Origin of the sequence: Streptomyces fuscichromogenes (assembly GCF_014645815.1) — a bacterium.
GTDB lineage: Bacteria > Actinomycetota > Actinomycetes > Streptomycetales > Streptomycetaceae > Streptomyces > Streptomyces fuscichromogenes.
The window spans coordinates 252,366-267,072 of sequence record NZ_BMML01000013.1 but is presented as its reverse complement, the minus strand read 5'-3'; the positions used below and the strand labels follow the sequence as shown (position 1 = coordinate 267,072).

Sequence of the window (14,707 nt, the reverse complement as noted above, 5' to 3'; positions counted from 1 at the left end):
GTCTCCCGGGCCCGGGAGACCGTGCCGAGCCGATATGCGCGGTGGGGGCGGTGCGCCTACCGTGGCCGCATGGGCGATGCGGTGGAACTGGAGGTGGCCGGCCGGACCGTACGGCTGTCCAGCCCGGACAAGGTGTTCTTCCCGGAGCGCGGTTTCACCAAGCTGGACGTCGCCCGCTACTACGCGGCGGTCTCCCCCGGCATCCTGCGCGCCCTGCGCGACCGCCCCACCACCCTCCAGCGCTACCCGGACGGCATCGAGGGCGAGTGGTTCTACCAGAAGCGCGCCCCCAAGGGCATGCCCGGCTGGATCCCCACCGCCCACATCACCTTCCCCAGCGGCCGCAGCGCCGACGAGATGTGCCCCACGGAGGCGGCCGCCGTGGTGTGGGCCGCCCAGTACGGCACGCTCACCTTCCACCCCTGGCCGGTGCGGCGCGCCGACGTCGACCGGCCCGACGAGCTCCGTATCGACCTCGATCCGCAGCCCGGCACCGACTTCGCCGACGCGGTCCGCGCCGCTCACGAACTGCGCGCCGTCCTGGACGAGTTCGGCGGGCTGCGGGGCTGGCCCAAGACCTCCGGCGGCCGGGGACTGCACGTCTTCGTGCCCATCGAGCCCCGCTGGACCTTCACCGAGGTCCGGCGCGCGGCGATCGCCGTGGGCCGCGAGCTGGAGCGCCGGATGCCGGACCAGGTCACCGTCAGGTGGTGGAAGGAGGAGCGCGGCGAGCGCATCTTCATCGACTACAACCAGACCGCGCGCGACCGAACCATCGCCTCCGCCTACTCCCTGCGGCCCCGCCCGGACGCCCCCGTCTCCGCGCCGCTGCGCTGGACGGAGGTCGACGACGTACGGCCCGCGGACTTCGACCTGGTCACGATGCCGGCCCGGTTCGCCGAAGTCGGCGATGTGCACGCCGACATGGACGAGCACGCCTACTCCCTGGACGCCCTCCTGGAACTCGCCCGCCGCGACGAACACGAGCACGGCCTCGGCGACCTGCCCTACCCGCCGGAGTACCCGAAGATGCCGGGCGAGCCCAAGCGCGTCCAGCCGAGCCGGGCGCGACCCGAACAGCCCTCCTGACGAACTGACTTGGCGTGTCCCGGCGGCCGTCGGCGGCCGGGGCGCCGCCGAGAGCGCTCTCACCTCCGCCGGTGCCCGGGACTATGCTGATCGCCAGCCGCCGAGGAGGAGGGCCGAGGTGTCCGAGGCAGTGTCCCGCCCCACGCTGGAGGCCGTGGCCGCGCGGGCCGGGGTGTCCCGGGCCACCGTGTCACGGGTCGTCAACGGCGGGGACGGGGTGCGCGAGCCCCTCGTCGAGCGGGTGCGCCGGGCGGTCGAGGAACTCGGCTACGTACCCAACCAGGCGGCCCGCAGCCTGGTCACCAGACGGCACGACGCCGTCGCCGTCGTCATCGCCGAACCGGAGACCCGGATCTTCACCGATCCCTTCTTCGCCCTCCAACTGCGCGGTATCAGCAAGGAGCTGACCGCCCAGGACAACCAGCTCGTGCTGCTGCTCACCGAGGGGCGCGACGACCACGCGCGGGTGGCCCGCTATCTCGCCGGCGGCCATGTCGACGGCGCCCTGGTCTTCTCGCTGCACCTCGACGACCCGCTGCCCGGTCTGATCGAGGGCGCCGGCGTCCCCACCGTCTTCGGCGGCCGGCCCGGCTGGGGCGGCGGCTCGAACACCGCCCGGTACGTCGACTGCGACAACCGGGGCGGCGCCGAGGACGCGGTACGGCATCTCGTCGGCCTCGGCCGGACCCGGATCGCGCACATCACCGGACCGCTGGACCAGACCTCGGCCGCCGACCGCCTCCAGGGATACCTGGACGTCATGGGGGAGGTCATGGGGGAGAGCGACCCGCGACTGGTCGTCGCCAGCGACTTCACCCCGTCCGGCGGTGAGCGCGCCATGGGCGAACTGCTCGACCGCTGCCCGGACGTGGACGCCGTGTTCGCCGCCAACGACCTCACCGCGCTCGGTGCCCTGCGTGTCCTGCGCGAGCACGGCCGACGGGTGCCCGAGGACGTCGCCGTGATCGGCTTCGACGACGTGCTGCCCGTCGCCGAACAGACCGAACCGCCGCTGACGACGGTCCGTCAGGACATCGAGGAGATGGGCCGGCTGATGACCCGGCTGCTGCTGTCCACGCTGACCCGCGGCGGGCCGGCGGCCGGCGCGCCGGCCGGCGTCGTCCTGCCCACGACCCTCGTACGGCGCGCGACCGCCTGACCCGCCCTGCCCTCAGGTCTGCTGGGGTTCGCCCTTGATCACCGCGAACCGCGCGCCGTACGGGTCGGCCAGCTTCGCCATCCGGCCCACACCCGCCAGCGTGGTCGCCGGCATCCGCACCCTGCCGCCCGTCTGCTGGGCCTTCTCGACCACCGCGTCCGGGTCCTCGACCTCGAAGTACGGCAGCCAGTACGCCCCGGCCTGCGCCTCGGCCGGGTCCTCGGCCAGCGGGACCATACCGCCGAACATCGACGCGTCGCCGCCGCCCGACGGGTTGACGCTGGTGTAGGTGCCGCCGGGGAAGGGCACGCCGGAGGTCTCCATGCCGAGCACCCGGTGGTAGAACGCCGCCGCGGCCGCGATGTCCGGGGTGTACAGCTCGACCCAGCACAGCGAACCCGGGACGCCCGCCACGTCGACGCCCTTGGTCCGCGCCGGCTGCCAGATACCGAAGGGCACGCCCGCCTGGTCGGCGAGGAGCGCCAGGTGGCCCTGGCCCAGCACGTCCATCGGCTGGGCGAGGACGCTGCCGTGCGTCTGCTCGGCCGCCTTCGCGGTGGCCCGCGCGTCCCCGCTCTGGAAGTACACGGTCCAGGACGGCGGCCCCTGCTCCGGGGTGGTCTGCATACCGCCGGCCACGGTCCTGCCGTCCAGCTGGAAGAATCCGTAACCGCCGGCGTCGGGACCCGCCGACCGGAACTCCCAGCCGAAGAGACCCTTGTAGAAGGAGACGGCACCGTCGATCTCGGGCGTGCCGAGGTCGATCCAGTTGGGAGCGCCGTCGACGAAACGGGTGGTGAGCATCATCGCCCTCCTCGGAAGGGTCCTGTTCTCTGCTGCGCCGAGTCTTCCACCGCCCGCTGACAATCGCTGCCCGACCACGCCCACCGCAGTCCGGTTACCGTGGGTCACCCGGCACAATCGCCGAGTTTCGGATCCGTTCCGCGTGCCGCCGTGCACGGGCGTGGTGCGAGGGCGCATGATCGAGGCTGCGGTGAGCTGTCGCCGGGACGTTGAGCGGCCGTTGATCGAACGTTTTTCGCCGCCCGGCACGATCCTGGCCATGTACTTCGACACCATCACCCCGCCCCGCACGCCCGTCCCGGCCTGGCAGGCGCAGGCGTTGTGCGCGCAGACCGGGGCGGACTTCTTCTTCCCCGAGCCCGGCAGCTCGGTGCGCGAGGCCAAGCGCATCTGCGGTATGTGCGAGATGCGTGCGGCCTGCCTGGAGTACGCGCTGGACAACGACGAGCGCTTCGGCGTCTGGGGCGGCCTGTCCGAGAAGGAGCGCCTGGAACTGCGCCGCGCCTCCCGCTGACCCGCGCCCGCCGCCGAAATGCGGTACGCCCGTACGCGCCGGCCCGGATAGCATCCGGGGACGCGGCCGGACGTAGCGCAGAGGCAGACGCACCGCATGGCATGCGGGACACGCCGGTTCGAATCCGGCCGTCCCGGCCGCGTGCCGAGGTCCTGTAGAGCAGAGGCAGACTCGCCACCCTGTCAAGGTGGATACGCCGGTTCGAATCCGGCCGGGACCGCGACAGGGCGGACACGGGGCGGGGCGGATGAGCGAGACGGGCACCGAGGCGATCACCGAGGCGATCACCGAGGCGGAACTGGCGGCTTTCCACCAGGTGGTGGGGAAGCTGCGGGCGCTGCCCGTCGACGACCCGGTGCGGCTGCGCGCCGAGCAGGTCGCCGCCTCCTTCGCCCGCGACGGCCGGCTGCGCCGCCGCAGGACGCGCGGCACCGAGACGTCGACGGCCGACGCCGCCGTGATGGCCGCGACCGCGACCGGTGCCCTGGACCGCCGCGAGGACGCGCCGCTGGCCGTGCCCGGCGTCGGCGGCGTCTTCCGCAAGCCGCGCACCTGCTACGTCTGCAAGTCGCCCTATCGACAGGTCGACACCTTCTACCACCGGCTCTGCCCCGACTGCGCCGCCGACAACACCGCCCGCCGCGCCCTGAGCACCGACCTCGGCGGCCGCCGGGTGCTGCTCACCGGCGGCCGGGTGAAGATCGGATTCCAGCTGGCGCTGATGATGCTGCGCGACGGCGCCGACGTCGCCGTCACCTCGCGCTTCCCGTACGACACCCGGCGGCGTTTCGAGGCGGCACCGGGCAGCGCCGGATGGCTGGACCGGCTCACCGTCCTCGCCGTCGACCTGCGCGACCCGCGCCAGGTCCTCGGCCTCTGCGAGGAGCTGCGACGGGAGGGCGAGCCGCTGGACATCCTCGTCAACAACGCGGCGCAGACCGTGCGCAGACCGCCCGAGTCGTACGCCGCGCTGGCCGCCGGCGAGCGTGACGCCCTGCCGCCGGGTGCCCGGCAGGCCCCCGGCTTCACCCCGATGCGCGGCCTGCCGGGCTCGGCCGCGGCGCTGCCCGTCGCGCTGCGCGAGGCCGACGAGGCCGGACTGCTGCCCGACCCGTCGCCCGAGAACTCCTGGTCGGTCCGGCTCGGTGCCCTCGACCCGGCCGAGGTCCTGGAGACCCAGCTCGTCAACGCCCTGGCCCCGGCTCTGCTCTGCGACCGGCTGTTGCCCCTGCTGCTGGCCTCGCCGCACCCGCGCCGCTACGTGGTCAACGTGACCGCCGTCGAGGGCCGCTTCACCGTCCGCAACAAGACGGCCGGCCATCCGCACACCAACATGGCCAAGGCCGCCCTCAACATGCTCACCCGCACCAGCGCCGCCGAACTCGCCGAGCAGGGCGTCCACATGTGCGCCGTCGACACCGGCTGGGTCACCGACGAGAACCCGGCGCCGAAGAAGGCCCGGATGGCGGGCGCCGGTTTCCGCACCCCCCTCGACATCGTGGACGGCGCGGCCCGCGTGTACGACCCGATCGTGCGCGGCGAGGCCGGAGACCCGGTGTCCGGGGTGTTCCTGAAGGACTACCGGGAGGCGGAGTGGTGACCGAGGACCCGCAGCGCTCGCGGCGGGAGACCTGCGCGGGTCTCCCGCACGTCGTGCCGCGCCCGGTGGCCGAACTCGCCCCGCTGCTCGGCGCCCACATCCCGGCACCCGCGGTCCCGGCCGACGTGGCGGCCGTACGCAGCGTCCACCGGACCGCGCCGCCACCGGCCTGACCGTCAGCTCCCGCGCAGGTCCATGAAGACCTCCATCCAGTACCGCTGCTGCCGCTCCGACGCCCCCACCAGGTAGGTCGCCCGCAGCTTGGCCGGCAGCAGGGCCACCAGGCGGCCCACCGCCGCCCGGTGTCTCTTCAGCTGGGACAGCTCGGAGTTGGCGAGGATCTGGTGCACCGCGTCGCTGTCGTCACCGCCCTCGTCGGAGTGGGCGGCGGCCCTGCGCAGCCGGGCCTCCCACGCGTCGACGTCCCGGGCCAGCTCCCGCAGACCGGTGACCGGGCGGCCCTTGAAACGGTCGACGAGGGCCGTCAGCGGCACCGGCGCGTACTCGCCGTCGCCGAGGTAGACCGTGCCCATCTCCAGCGGCAGTCCCTTGCGGTGCAGCTTGATGAGCCGTTCCAGGGTCCGCTTGGTGATCCAGGCCCGGCCCTCGTCGTCGATGTCGTGCTTCCACCACTCCAGAACCGTCTCGGCGTCCCGGCCGTACCGCGCGAGCAGCCACTCGTTCGCCGGTATGTCCTCGGGCTCGACCAGGAGCGATGCCGTGAACCGGGTCGCCTGGGCGATGTTGTTCCGCGCCACGAGCAGCTTGCGGCCCAGGTGGTACGGCGGATTCTGCACGGCCACCTGGGCCCGCAGGTTCTCGATCCGCCGCCCCGCCAGCGACCACTCCTGGGTGACCTCCATCAGCTTCGCGAACGCGGCCCGGTCCTTGGGCCGGTTGTACTCGTCCCACACGATCGCCTTGGGCTCGGGACCCGTGAAGGGCGCGGCGAGGAGGCTGTCGAGCGTGCCGTCCGGGGACGGCAACGGCGCGCACAGGTCCTCGACGTTCGTCACCGGCAGCGAGAAGTACAGGGCGTCCCGGCCCAGCCCCGCGCGCAGGGTCTCCCGGACCAGTTCCGTCTTGCCGCAGCCCGGCGGTCCCTGGAGCAGCACCGTCCAGCGGTTGCGCAGCGCCGCCCGCACCACCTGCCGTACCGGGTCCGCGACCGTCGCCGGGTTGGCCACGCCCACGCTCGCGGCGATCCGGTCGAGGATCTCGGCCGTGCGGTTGTGCCCCGGCCGTCCGTCCGGGCCCGGCTCGGCCAGCCGCAGCCGCTCGCCGTCGACCAGCGGCAGGCCCCAGCGCAGCGGGAAGCCCTCGCGCGCGTTGGCCAGCACATGGTCCAGGGTGCGCGGGGAGAGCAGCTCGCGCAGCGCGGAGGGGAGGGACGCCCACAGGGAGAACATCTCACGCAGGTCCCAGGGGCGGTACTTGGCCGCCAGGTGCCGGCGCCAGGAGGTGTCGTTCGCCGTGATCCGCATCGTCACCATGCGGTCCAGGAGCGCCAGGTCGCCGCGGCGTGCCGAGGTCTCCGACAGCGACTCGTTGTCGGTGAGGAACACGCCGACGCAGCCCAGGGCGCGCAGATCGTGCTCGCCCAGCGACCAGTTGCAGGCGATCTGCATGAGCTGCGACTGGATCGTGTCGCCCGCCTGCAGCGAGTCGTCGATCAGCAGCACGAACGGCCGGCCCGGCTTGAGCTGGCTCGTCACCAGCTGGCGCAGCACCAGTTCGCCCGTGTGCGGGTCCCGGACCGGCGCGTTGACCAGCAGGTCGTCCGGGGTGAGGTTGGCCGCCGGCACGTACACCAGCGTGGTGTCCGGGTGTGCGCGGGAGAGGTGCGAGAAGAACGTCGCCGTCTTGCCGATGCCGTGCTCGCCGAAGACCTGACCCGTCTGCCCCATGTCGATCATCGCGTCGATGAAGGACTCCAGCCGGGAGGCGGTCGGCTGCTCCGTCTGCGGTGTCCGCTGCGTCTCTGTGGTCATCTACCGTGATCCCGTGGTGACGCGATGGCAGTCCATCGCGGGTGTGTGCGTCTCGGGCCAGTCCTTGCCGCCCTCTGTGATCAGCCAGATCCATTTCTCCGGCTCGGCCGGGGTGATCGGCGGCGCGTATCCGTCGGTGAGGACGACGACCGCGTCCGGGGCCACGTCGCAGCGTCGGCCCGCCACTTCGGTACGGCCCTCCACGTAGTCCGCGACCGCCTGGAAGCTGGTGCCGCCCCCGCCGTACACCCTCCCCCAGCCTTCGTCCGGGGGGACCCCCATCTCGCTTCGCTCGCCGGGCCGGAACGGCATCACCACGGTGTCGAAGGACAGCCAGTGCGCCTGCACCCCGTCGATCCGGCCGACGAGCCGGGTGAGCCAGTCGATCACCCGGTCCGGCATCGAGCCCGAGGTGTCGTAGGCGATGACCAGCACCTTGTCGCGCACGGGGCCGCGCCGGGCGAGCATCGGGTCCTGGCCGAGGGCCGCGAGCAGGGCGCCGCGCTTCTTCGGGTACACCAGCCGCTCGCCGTCGCGCAGCCGGGAGCCCAGGACGTCCACCAGCCAGCGCTGCCACCAGTCGACGGTCCCGGTGCGGGCGGTCGCGCCGCGCAGCACGCCCGCGCCCAGCTTCCCCCAGAGCTTCGCGGCCCGCGCCGAACCCTCCTCCGTTCGGCGCATGAGATCGAGCAGCTCGCGCTCCGCCCCCGCGTGCCCGCGCCTGGCCGCCAGCAGGGCGTTCAGCAGCGCCGACGAGGTCATCGCGTCGACCGTCTCCTGGTCGGCGGGGACCCCGGTCACCAGGTGCGGGCACAGCGGCGGCGGCACCGGCGGATCGCACATGCGCTTCAGCTCGCCGTAGATCCGCATGTCGGTCTCGATGAACTCCTCGTACGCGAGCGGCTCCAGGCCGTGGGCCGTCAGGTCCTCGCGGTAGGCGTCGTGCACCGCCCGCGGGTCGACACCCGTCGGCCGGCCGTCCAGCAGGGGGAGCTCCGTGCGGCCGAGACGGGCCAGGGCCACGTGGTTGACGGCGACCTCGGCGGCGAGCGTGAACACCGGGTCCTCGCGCAGCTCGGGATCGGCCAGGAGATGCCGGTGCACCAGATGCCGCGCCTCGTGGAACAGCACGAACTTCACGCCGTCCAGGCCCAGTCCGACGAAAAAGTCCGGGTTGTAGAGCAGCAGACAGGTACCGTCGCCCGAGGCGACCACGGCCGCCGTGTCCACCGCCGTCGTCGGGATCTGGTGCGGGCACTTCGAGTACAGCCACGAGGCCACCACCGACTCCGTCAGCCCGAAGTCCAGCAGCGCGGCCTCCTTCAGCCGCCGCGCCTCCGCCACGACCCCCTGATCAGCCGGGCGGTACGCCTCCAGTGCCCTGCGGTCGGCCAGGTCCACCACCGAAGGGCGTGGCCGCCCCCGCTCCCCGTACGCCATGTGCCGTCCCCCGCGCCGCAATTCCCCCAGTGCTCCATTGGTACCAGTCGGCACTGACAACGGGCCAAGGCATTACGATCTGCCGCAAGGGCGGGGTCGTAGCGCAGCGGCAGGCGCACCGGTCTCCAGAACCAGAACACGCCGGTTCGAATCCGGCCGCCCCGCCCCCTCTGGAAGACCCGCTGGTCGAACAGCAGGCGACCCGTCGTGTCGCGGTGCGGGCGCGCGTTCTTTGCCGTCGTGAGCCGGACCGGCCGCCTCGGCTCCGGGCAAGCGCGCGGCGGAGCTCCCACGGGGCGCCCGGCCGGCCGCGCTCGCCCGCCGGGCCGGTGATCACCGCCCCGCCACCGGTACCGCCACGGCCCGGCCGTGCGAGCGGGCCGCCCGCGCGGCAGGCTGGTAGGAGAGCGACGTGGCGAGGGGAGGAGCTCCCATGGGACACACCGAACAGCGGTCCGCCACCGGTGCCCGGAACGGGAAGCGCGTCGGCACCGGGAGCGTCTTCCTCTCCTTCGCCCCGTGGATCGTCTTCGGCGTCGTGGCCGCCCCCAGCACCTGGGAGTACGCGGCGCTGGCCGCGCTGATCGCCGCGGTCGGGCTCTCCGGCAGGGACATGCTCAGGGGCCGGTTCTTCCTCCTGGACATGGTCGCCATCGTGTTCTTCGCCGTGCTCTGCGTCCTGGCTCTCGCCCTGGACCGCCACGAGCTGATCTGGCTGGAGACGTACGCCCAGGTCGTCTCCAGCGCGGTGGTGGCCGTCGTGGCGCTCGGCTCCCTGCTCTCCGATCCCTTCACCGCGCAGTACGCCCGCCACTCGGTGCCGCCCGAGTACTGGGACTCGCCCGTCTTCACACACGTCAACACGGTGCTGACCGCGGCCTGGGGCGCGGTCTTCGCGCTGATGGCCCTGTCCACCTGGCTGGCCATCCGGATCCCGGCGGGCAGCGACTGGTTCGACTGGGTCATCCCCATCGCCCTGCTGGTCTGGGCCGTGAAGTTCACCGAGCGCTATCCGGACCGGTACAAGCAGCGGGCGGCGCCCCAGGGCCGCTAGGCGATGCTCCCCGCGGTCCTGACGAGTTCCCCGGTCGTGCCGTGGAAGGTGCCGAGGAGCTGGGCCAGTACCGCCCAGGCCTCCTCGCGGGTGCCCAGATGGTCCAGGACCAGCGGGCGCAGGGCGTCCTCGGCCTCGGCGGCGCGGGCCGGGAACATGACACGGCCCAGGGAGAGCACCCTCAGCACCTGCGCGGCCGGTCCGTGGTCCAGCGCGTACGCGGCGGGGCCGTCCAGGATCCCCGCCTGGCGGACGCGGAAGTCGAACTTGCGGTGGCTGCCGAACTGGGCACGCAGCGCGGGCGGGCAGTCCGGCCGGACGGACAGCGCCCAGCGGACGTAGCCGGGCAGGGAGTGCTCGCGGTCCGCCTCGGCGACCGTCTGCCAGTGCTCGCGCCGGTAGACCATGGAGGTGACCTCCCGCGCGGCGGCCATGGAGTCCGACTCGCGCAGGGCCGGCAGCAGCCCGAGGCGGGCGACCCGGTCGGGGACCGGCGGCGCCTCGTGACCGGCGCGCAGGGCCGGGTCGACCTCCACCGCCAGCAGCCGCCCCGGGGCGAAGGGCACCCCGTCCAGGACGGCCCGCCGCAGCGCCGTGTCCCGGTAGGTGAGCAGACGCCAGACGACGGTGTTGAGGTCCGGGTCGTCCTCCTGGAGCATCCACAGCACCACCGAGGACGGCAGTGCCGGGACCGTGAAGGGAATCCGGCGCCTGGTCTCCCGGAGGTCCTCCGGCGCCGGCCGGGGCAGTCCGACACGCGCGCGTACCCGGTCGGCGTCCGCGGGGCCGATCAGGTCCAGCAGGAAGCCGACCGCCGGGCCGGAGGTGGTGTCAGCACGCATGCGCGCATGATGCCGCAGGCCACCGACAGGGCGCACCGGGAATTCCGGGTGCCCGCCGGCCATGGCGTCACGCGCCGGCGCGCGCCGCCATCCGTGCCTTGCGCGCGGCCAGCTTCTCGTCGAACTTCGAGGCCTCCTCGTTCAGCCCGCCCATGAACAGGCCGAGTTCCTCCTGCGCCTTGAGGCCCTCCGGGCCGAGGCCGTCGATCTCCAGGACCTTCAGGTGGCGCAGCACCGGCTGGAGCACGTCGTCGTGGTGGATGCGCAGGTTGTAGACCTCGCCGATGGCCATCTGGGCGGCAGCGCGCTCGAAGCCGGGGATGCCGTGGCCGGGCATGCGGAAGTCGACGACGACGTCCCGTACCGCCTGCATGGTCAGGTCCGGGGCGAGCTCGAAGGCCGCCTTGAGCAGGTTCCGGTAGAAGACCATGTGCAGGTTCTCGTCGGTCGCGATGCGGGCCAGCATGCGGTCGCAGACCGGGTCGCCGGACTGGTGGCCGGTGTTGCGGTGCGAGATGCGGGTCGCGAGTTCCTGGAAGGCGACGTAGGCGACCGAGTGCAGCATCGAGTGCCGGTTGTCGGACTCGAAGCCCTCGCTCATGTGCGACATCCGGAACTGCTCCAGCTTGTCCGGGTCGACCGCGCGCGAGGCGAGCAGGTAGTCGCGCATCACGATGCCGTGCCGGCCCTCCTCGGCGGTCCAGCGGTGCACCCAGGTGCCCCAGGCGCCGTCCCGGCCGAACAGCGAGGCGATCTCGTGGTGGTAGCTGGGCAGGTTGTCCTCGGTGAGCAGGTTCACCACCAGGGCGATCCGGCCGATCTCGGTGACCTTGGACTGCTCCTTGCCCCAGGCCTGTCCGTCCTCGAAGAAACCGGGGAAGTTACGGGCGTCCGTCCACGGCACGTACTCGTGCGGCATCCAGTCCTTGGCGACCGTCAGATGCCGGTTCAGCTCCTTCTCGACCACTTCCTCCAGGGCGTACAGCAGCCGCGCGTCGGTCCAGGCGGACGAGCTGCCGAGATGAGGAGAAGTGATCGTCACGAGAACTCCATGGGGACGTCGAACAAGAGCGGATGAGCGGGAGGAGACCGGCGAGCGGTGCCGGAACCTACGCGATCGTAGGCTACGAATCCGTAGGTTACGAAGCCGTAGGTTAAGTGCGCTGTAAAGACTGCTGATCAGGCCCGGTGTGCAGGGCGAATCGGGACACGCCGACCGGCCCCGGGACCCGCAGGTCCCGGAGCCGAAGAGGTGAAACGATCACCCGTCAGGCGTACAACTCCCGCAACCGCACCGAGAGGCACGTCACACATCCCTCCAGTTTCTCGAACTCGGAGATGTCCACCGTGACCACCTCGTGGCCGAGGTCGGTCAGCAGCTCCGCGGTCTTCGGGGCGCTCGCCGCCATCAGCACCTTCCCGCCGCCGAGCAGCACCACATGGGCGCCCGCGTCCTCGGGCACCGCCAGGAAGCCCGGGAACAGCGAGGGCCGGTCCACGTTCGGGATGTGCCCCAGAACCGTTCCGTCGGGCAGCGCGGTCACCGCCGACTTCAGATGCAGCACCTTGCTCACCGGTACGGCGACCACGCGCGCGCCCAGCGGCTCGAACGCGGCCCGCAGCTGCTGCACCCCGGCCGCGTTGGTCCGCCCGCCGCGGCCGACGTAGACGGTGTCGCCGACCTTGAGGACGTCACCGCCGTCCAGGGTGCCGGGCTCCCAGATCCAGTTCACCGAGCAGCCGAGGCGGGCCACCGCCTCCTCGACACCGGCCGTCTCCGCGCGCCGGGACTCGGCACCGGGCCGGGTGATCAGCGCCACGTTCTTGTACATGACGACCGCGTCCTCGACGAACACCGAGTCCGGGCAGTCGTCCTCCGGGTCCACCTCGACGGTCTCCCAGCCGTGCGTGCGCAGCGTCTCCACGTACGCCTCCCACTGCTCCTGGGCGAGCTCGACGTCGACCTTCTCCCGCTCGACGTGCGTCACCAGGCCTTCGGCGAGGCGTGGGCTGGGGCGGCGGACGAGGGCCTTCTTGCTGGGCACGACGGGTCTCCGGGGTCGGGGTTCGGTCCGGCGCCCATGGCGGGGCGCCGGACCGCCATCATGCAGGGCGGGTCCGTGTCGACAAAACCCCCGTTGTCAGGCTGTGCCCTCCCCGAGACCGGCCACCTCGTCCGGTGTCGTGCCCGTCAGCTCCCCGTCCGTCATCAGCAGCCACCGGGTGATCCCGATCGACTCCAGGAACGGCAGGTCGTGACTGGCCACGATCAGGGCGCCCGCGTACGCCTCCAGGGCCGAGGTGAGCTGCCGGACGCTCGCCATGTCGAGGTTGTTCGTCGGCTCGTCCAGCATCAGCAGCTGCGGGGCGGGCTCGGCCAGCAGCAGCGCGGCCAGCGCCGCCCGGAACCGTTCGCCGCCGGAGAGCGTCCCCGCCCTCTGGTCGGCGCGCGCGCCCCGGAACAGGAAGCGGGCCAGCCGCGCCCGGATCCGGTTGTTGCCGGCGTCCGGCGCGAACCGGGCCACGTTCTCGGCGACGGTCAGCCCGTCGTCGAGGACGTCCAGCCGCTGTGGCAGGAAACGCAGCGGCACGTGCGCGTGCGCCTCGCCCGCGACCGGCGCCAGCTCCCCGGCGATCGTCCGCAGCAGCGTCGTCTTGCCCGCGCCGTTGCGCCCGATCAGCGCGATCCGCTCGGGCCCGCGCAGATCCAGGATCCCCTTCACCCGCGAGCCGTGCGCGAGCTCCAGGTTCTCCAGCGTCAGCACGTTGCGGCCCGGCGGAACGGCTGTGTACGGCAGCTCGACGCGGATCTCGTCGTCGTCCCGCACCGCCTCCACGGCCTCGTCCAGTCGCTCCTTCGCCTCGCTGAGCCGTTCCTCGTGCATGATGCGGTGCTTGCCCGCGGACTCCTGGGCCGCGCGTCTGCGCGCCCCCATGACGATCTTCGGCTCCCGCTTCTGCTCGAACATCTTCTGCCCGTACCGCTTGCGGCGGGCCAGTTTGACCTGGGCGTCGGACAGTTCGCGCTGCTGCTTGCGGACATCGGCCTCGGCGACCCGCACCATGCGCTCGGCCGCCTCCTGTTCGACGGCGAGCGCCTCCTCGTACGCCGAGAAGTTGCCGCCGTACCAGGTGACCTCTCCGGTGCGCAGGTCGGCGATCTGGTCGACCAGGTCGAGGAGTTCGCGGTCGTGGCTGACCACGATCAGCACGCCCGGCCAGGACGCGACGGCCGTGTACAGCCGCCTGCGGGCGTACAGGTCCAGGTTGTTGGTGGGCTCGTCGAGCAGCAGCACGTCCGGGCGCCGCAGCAGCAGCGCGGCCAGTCGCAGCAGTACCGACTCGCCGCCGGACACCTCGCCGACGGTCCGGTCCAGGCCGATGTGGCCGAGGCCGAGTTCGCCGAGGGTGACCAGGGCGCGCTCCTCGACGTCCCAGTCGTCGCCGACCGTCTCGAAGTGCCGCTCGGAGACGTCACCTGCCTCGATGGCGTGCAGCGCGGCCCGCCGGGCGGCGATGCCGAGCACCTGGTCGACGCGCAGCCCGGTGTCGAGCGCGACGTTCTGCGGGAGGCAGCCGACCTCGCCGGCCACCTTCACGGTGCCGTCGGACGGGGTGAGCTCACCGGCGACGAGCTTCAGGAGCGTTGATTTCCCCGACCCGTTGACGCCGACCAGGCCGGTGCGGCCGGGGCCGAAGGAGATGTCAAGGCCCTCGAAGACGGGGGAGCCGTCGGGCCAGGCGAAGGACAGGGAGGTGACGGTGACGGATGCGGACATGGGCGCCTCGCGGTTGCTCGCGGTGTCGGGGTGGGCAGACGCGTGTCGAGACACCGCGAGGCGGAAGCCGGGAGGGCCAGGGAGATCTCCTGCACCGGGAGGACGGCTCACACGCCGAGGTCGAACGCCACAGACACACCTCACGGGTGTGACGCGGTGTCTCAGGACCTCAGACGAGCAACGTCCTTCTCCAATCGGCGGCAACAGAAGCGAGATCAACGCTAGGAGGAGCCACCGGGGGTGTCAACGCAATTAGCTGCCGGCGCCCGTCCGCGCCGCGCCGGCGTCTGCGCGAGCCGTGTCGGCGTCGTCCCGTACCGCCTGGGTGTCGGTTCGTTGCGCGTCGGCGACCGTCCATGTCACGTCGTTCCCGGCGGATCACGTTCATGGCGGATTCCTGCCAGCGTCCGCCCCGTCCCGGCTGGTTGAGTCGTC

Annotated in this window: 13 protein-coding genes and 3 tRNA genes; 9 read left to right on the top strand and 7 right to left on the bottom strand. The window is 72.4% G+C overall.

The features are described 5' to 3' along the window. The first annotated feature begins 69 nt into the window (after positions 1-69). Positions 70-1,089 (top strand): non-homologous end-joining DNA ligase, encoded by a 1,020-nt coding sequence (gene ligD, locus IEZ11_RS27825; RefSeq protein ID WP_189265628.1) that lies wholly within the window; start codon positions 70-72, stop codon positions 1,087-1,089. A 118-nt stretch (positions 1,090-1,207) separates the two neighbouring features. Further along, entirely contained in the window at positions 1,208-2,248 is a 1,041-nt protein-coding gene (locus IEZ11_RS27820) for a LacI family DNA-binding transcriptional regulator (protein WP_189265627.1), read from the top strand. 12 nt (positions 2,249-2,260) lie between these two features. Here the strand turns inward: IEZ11_RS27820 and IEZ11_RS27815 are convergent, their stop codons facing one another. Next, positions 2,261-3,052 carry a VOC family protein gene (locus IEZ11_RS27815; RefSeq protein ID WP_189265626.1) on the bottom strand — a complete coding sequence of 264 codons (792 nt, stop codon included), beginning with the start codon at positions 3,050-3,052 and terminating at the stop codon, positions 2,261-2,263. Between the two features lie 259 nt (positions 3,053-3,311). On the opposite strand from IEZ11_RS27815, the gene IEZ11_RS27810 reads away from it, so the two are divergent. The 5 genes from IEZ11_RS27810 (at position 3,312) to IEZ11_RS27790 (ending at position 5,339) form a co-directional block, all read left to right on the top strand. Beyond that, on the top strand, positions 3,312-3,566 hold the full coding sequence (locus IEZ11_RS27810; protein ID WP_189265625.1) for a WhiB family transcriptional regulator: 255 nt from the start codon (positions 3,312-3,314) through the stop codon (positions 3,564-3,566). A gap of 66 nt (positions 3,567-3,632) precedes the next feature. Continuing rightward, positions 3,633-3,704: transfer RNA gene (locus IEZ11_RS27805), tRNA-Ala, on the top strand. Between the two features lie 10 nt (positions 3,705-3,714). Beyond that, positions 3,715-3,786 (top strand) — tRNA-Asp (locus IEZ11_RS27800). 27 nt (positions 3,787-3,813) lie between these two features. Further along, positions 3,814-5,166 (top strand): SDR family NAD(P)-dependent oxidoreductase, encoded by a 1,353-nt coding sequence (locus IEZ11_RS27795; protein ID WP_189265624.1) that lies wholly within the window; start codon positions 3,814-3,816, stop codon positions 5,164-5,166. Further along, the gene (locus IEZ11_RS27790) at positions 5,163-5,339 is read left to right on the top strand and encodes a hypothetical protein (protein ID WP_189265623.1); all 177 of its coding nucleotides are present in this window, start codon (positions 5,163-5,165) and stop codon (positions 5,337-5,339) included. Before IEZ11_RS27795 ends, IEZ11_RS27790 begins: the two co-directional genes overlap by 4 nt. 3 nt (positions 5,340-5,342) lie before the next feature. Here IEZ11_RS27790 and IEZ11_RS27785 read toward each other — a convergent pair whose 3' ends face one another. Further along, positions 5,343-7,157, bottom strand: coding sequence for an AAA family ATPase (locus IEZ11_RS27785; RefSeq protein WP_189265622.1), 1,815 nt, complete (start codon positions 7,155-7,157; stop codon positions 5,343-5,345). Continuing rightward, positions 7,158-8,597, bottom strand: a complete 1,440-nt coding sequence (locus IEZ11_RS27780; RefSeq protein ID WP_189265621.1) for a DUF2201 family putative metallopeptidase — start codon at positions 8,595-8,597, stop codon at positions 7,158-7,160. A 90-nt stretch (positions 8,598-8,687) separates the two neighbouring features. Here IEZ11_RS27780 and IEZ11_RS27775 point away from each other — a divergent pair. Both IEZ11_RS27775 and IEZ11_RS27770 read left to right on the top strand, forming a co-directional pair. Further along, positions 8,688-8,763: transfer RNA gene (locus IEZ11_RS27775), tRNA-Trp, on the top strand. A gap of 267 nt (positions 8,764-9,030) precedes the next feature. Beyond that, positions 9,031-9,651, top strand: coding sequence for a hypothetical protein (locus IEZ11_RS27770; RefSeq protein ID WP_189265620.1), 621 nt, complete (start codon positions 9,031-9,033; stop codon positions 9,649-9,651). Here IEZ11_RS27770 and IEZ11_RS27765 read toward each other — a convergent pair. From IEZ11_RS27765 to IEZ11_RS27750, 4 genes are all read right to left on the bottom strand, one after another. Further along, on the bottom strand, positions 9,648-10,493 hold the full coding sequence (locus IEZ11_RS27765) for a hypothetical protein (RefSeq protein WP_189265619.1): 846 nt from the start codon (positions 10,491-10,493) through the stop codon (positions 9,648-9,650). The two genes, IEZ11_RS27770 and IEZ11_RS27765, sit on opposite strands and share 4 nt — an antisense overlap. Positions 10,494-10,560: 67 nt before the next feature. Further along, complete coding sequence (locus tag IEZ11_RS27760) at positions 10,561-11,535, bottom strand: acyl-ACP desaturase (protein WP_189265618.1); 975 nt, start codon at positions 11,533-11,535, stop codon at positions 10,561-10,563. A gap of 226 nt (positions 11,536-11,761) precedes the next feature. Further along, positions 11,762-12,538, bottom strand: coding sequence for a dimethylargininase (gene ddaH, locus IEZ11_RS27755; RefSeq protein ID WP_189265617.1), 777 nt, complete (start codon positions 12,536-12,538; stop codon positions 11,762-11,764). A 96-nt stretch (positions 12,539-12,634) separates the two neighbouring features. Further along, complete coding sequence (locus IEZ11_RS27750) at positions 12,635-14,272, bottom strand: ABC-F family ATP-binding cassette domain-containing protein (RefSeq protein WP_189265616.1); 1,638 nt, start codon at positions 14,270-14,272, stop codon at positions 12,635-12,637. Between the last annotated feature and the right edge of the window lie 435 nt (positions 14,273-14,707).

Coding starts and splice junctions, on each gene's coding strand:
- IEZ11_RS27810 (WP_189265625.1), top strand. CDS start 3,312: ATGTACTTCGACACCATCACCCCGCCCCGCACGCCCGTCCCGGCCTGG.
- IEZ11_RS27780 (WP_189265621.1), bottom strand. CDS start 8,597: ATGGCGTACGGGGAGCGGGGGCGGCCACGCCCTTCGGTGGTGGACCTG.
- ligD (WP_189265628.1), top strand. CDS start 70: ATGGGCGATGCGGTGGAACTGGAGGTGGCCGGCCGGACCGTACGGCTG.
- IEZ11_RS27750 (WP_189265616.1), bottom strand. CDS start 14,272: ATGTCCGCATCCGTCACCGTCACCTCCCTGTCCTTCGCCTGGCCCGAC.
- IEZ11_RS27765 (WP_189265619.1), bottom strand. CDS start 10,493: ATGCGTGCTGACACCACCTCCGGCCCGGCGGTCGGCTTCCTGCTGGAC.
- IEZ11_RS27785 (WP_189265622.1), bottom strand. CDS start 7,157: ATGACCACAGAGACGCAGCGGACACCGCAGACGGAGCAGCCGACCGCC.
- IEZ11_RS27770 (WP_189265620.1), top strand. CDS start 9,031: ATGGGACACACCGAACAGCGGTCCGCCACCGGTGCCCGGAACGGGAAG.
- IEZ11_RS27815 (WP_189265626.1), bottom strand. CDS start 3,052: ATGCTCACCACCCGTTTCGTCGACGGCGCTCCCAACTGGATCGACCTC.
- IEZ11_RS27795 (WP_189265624.1), top strand. CDS start 3,814: ATGAGCGAGACGGGCACCGAGGCGATCACCGAGGCGATCACCGAGGCG.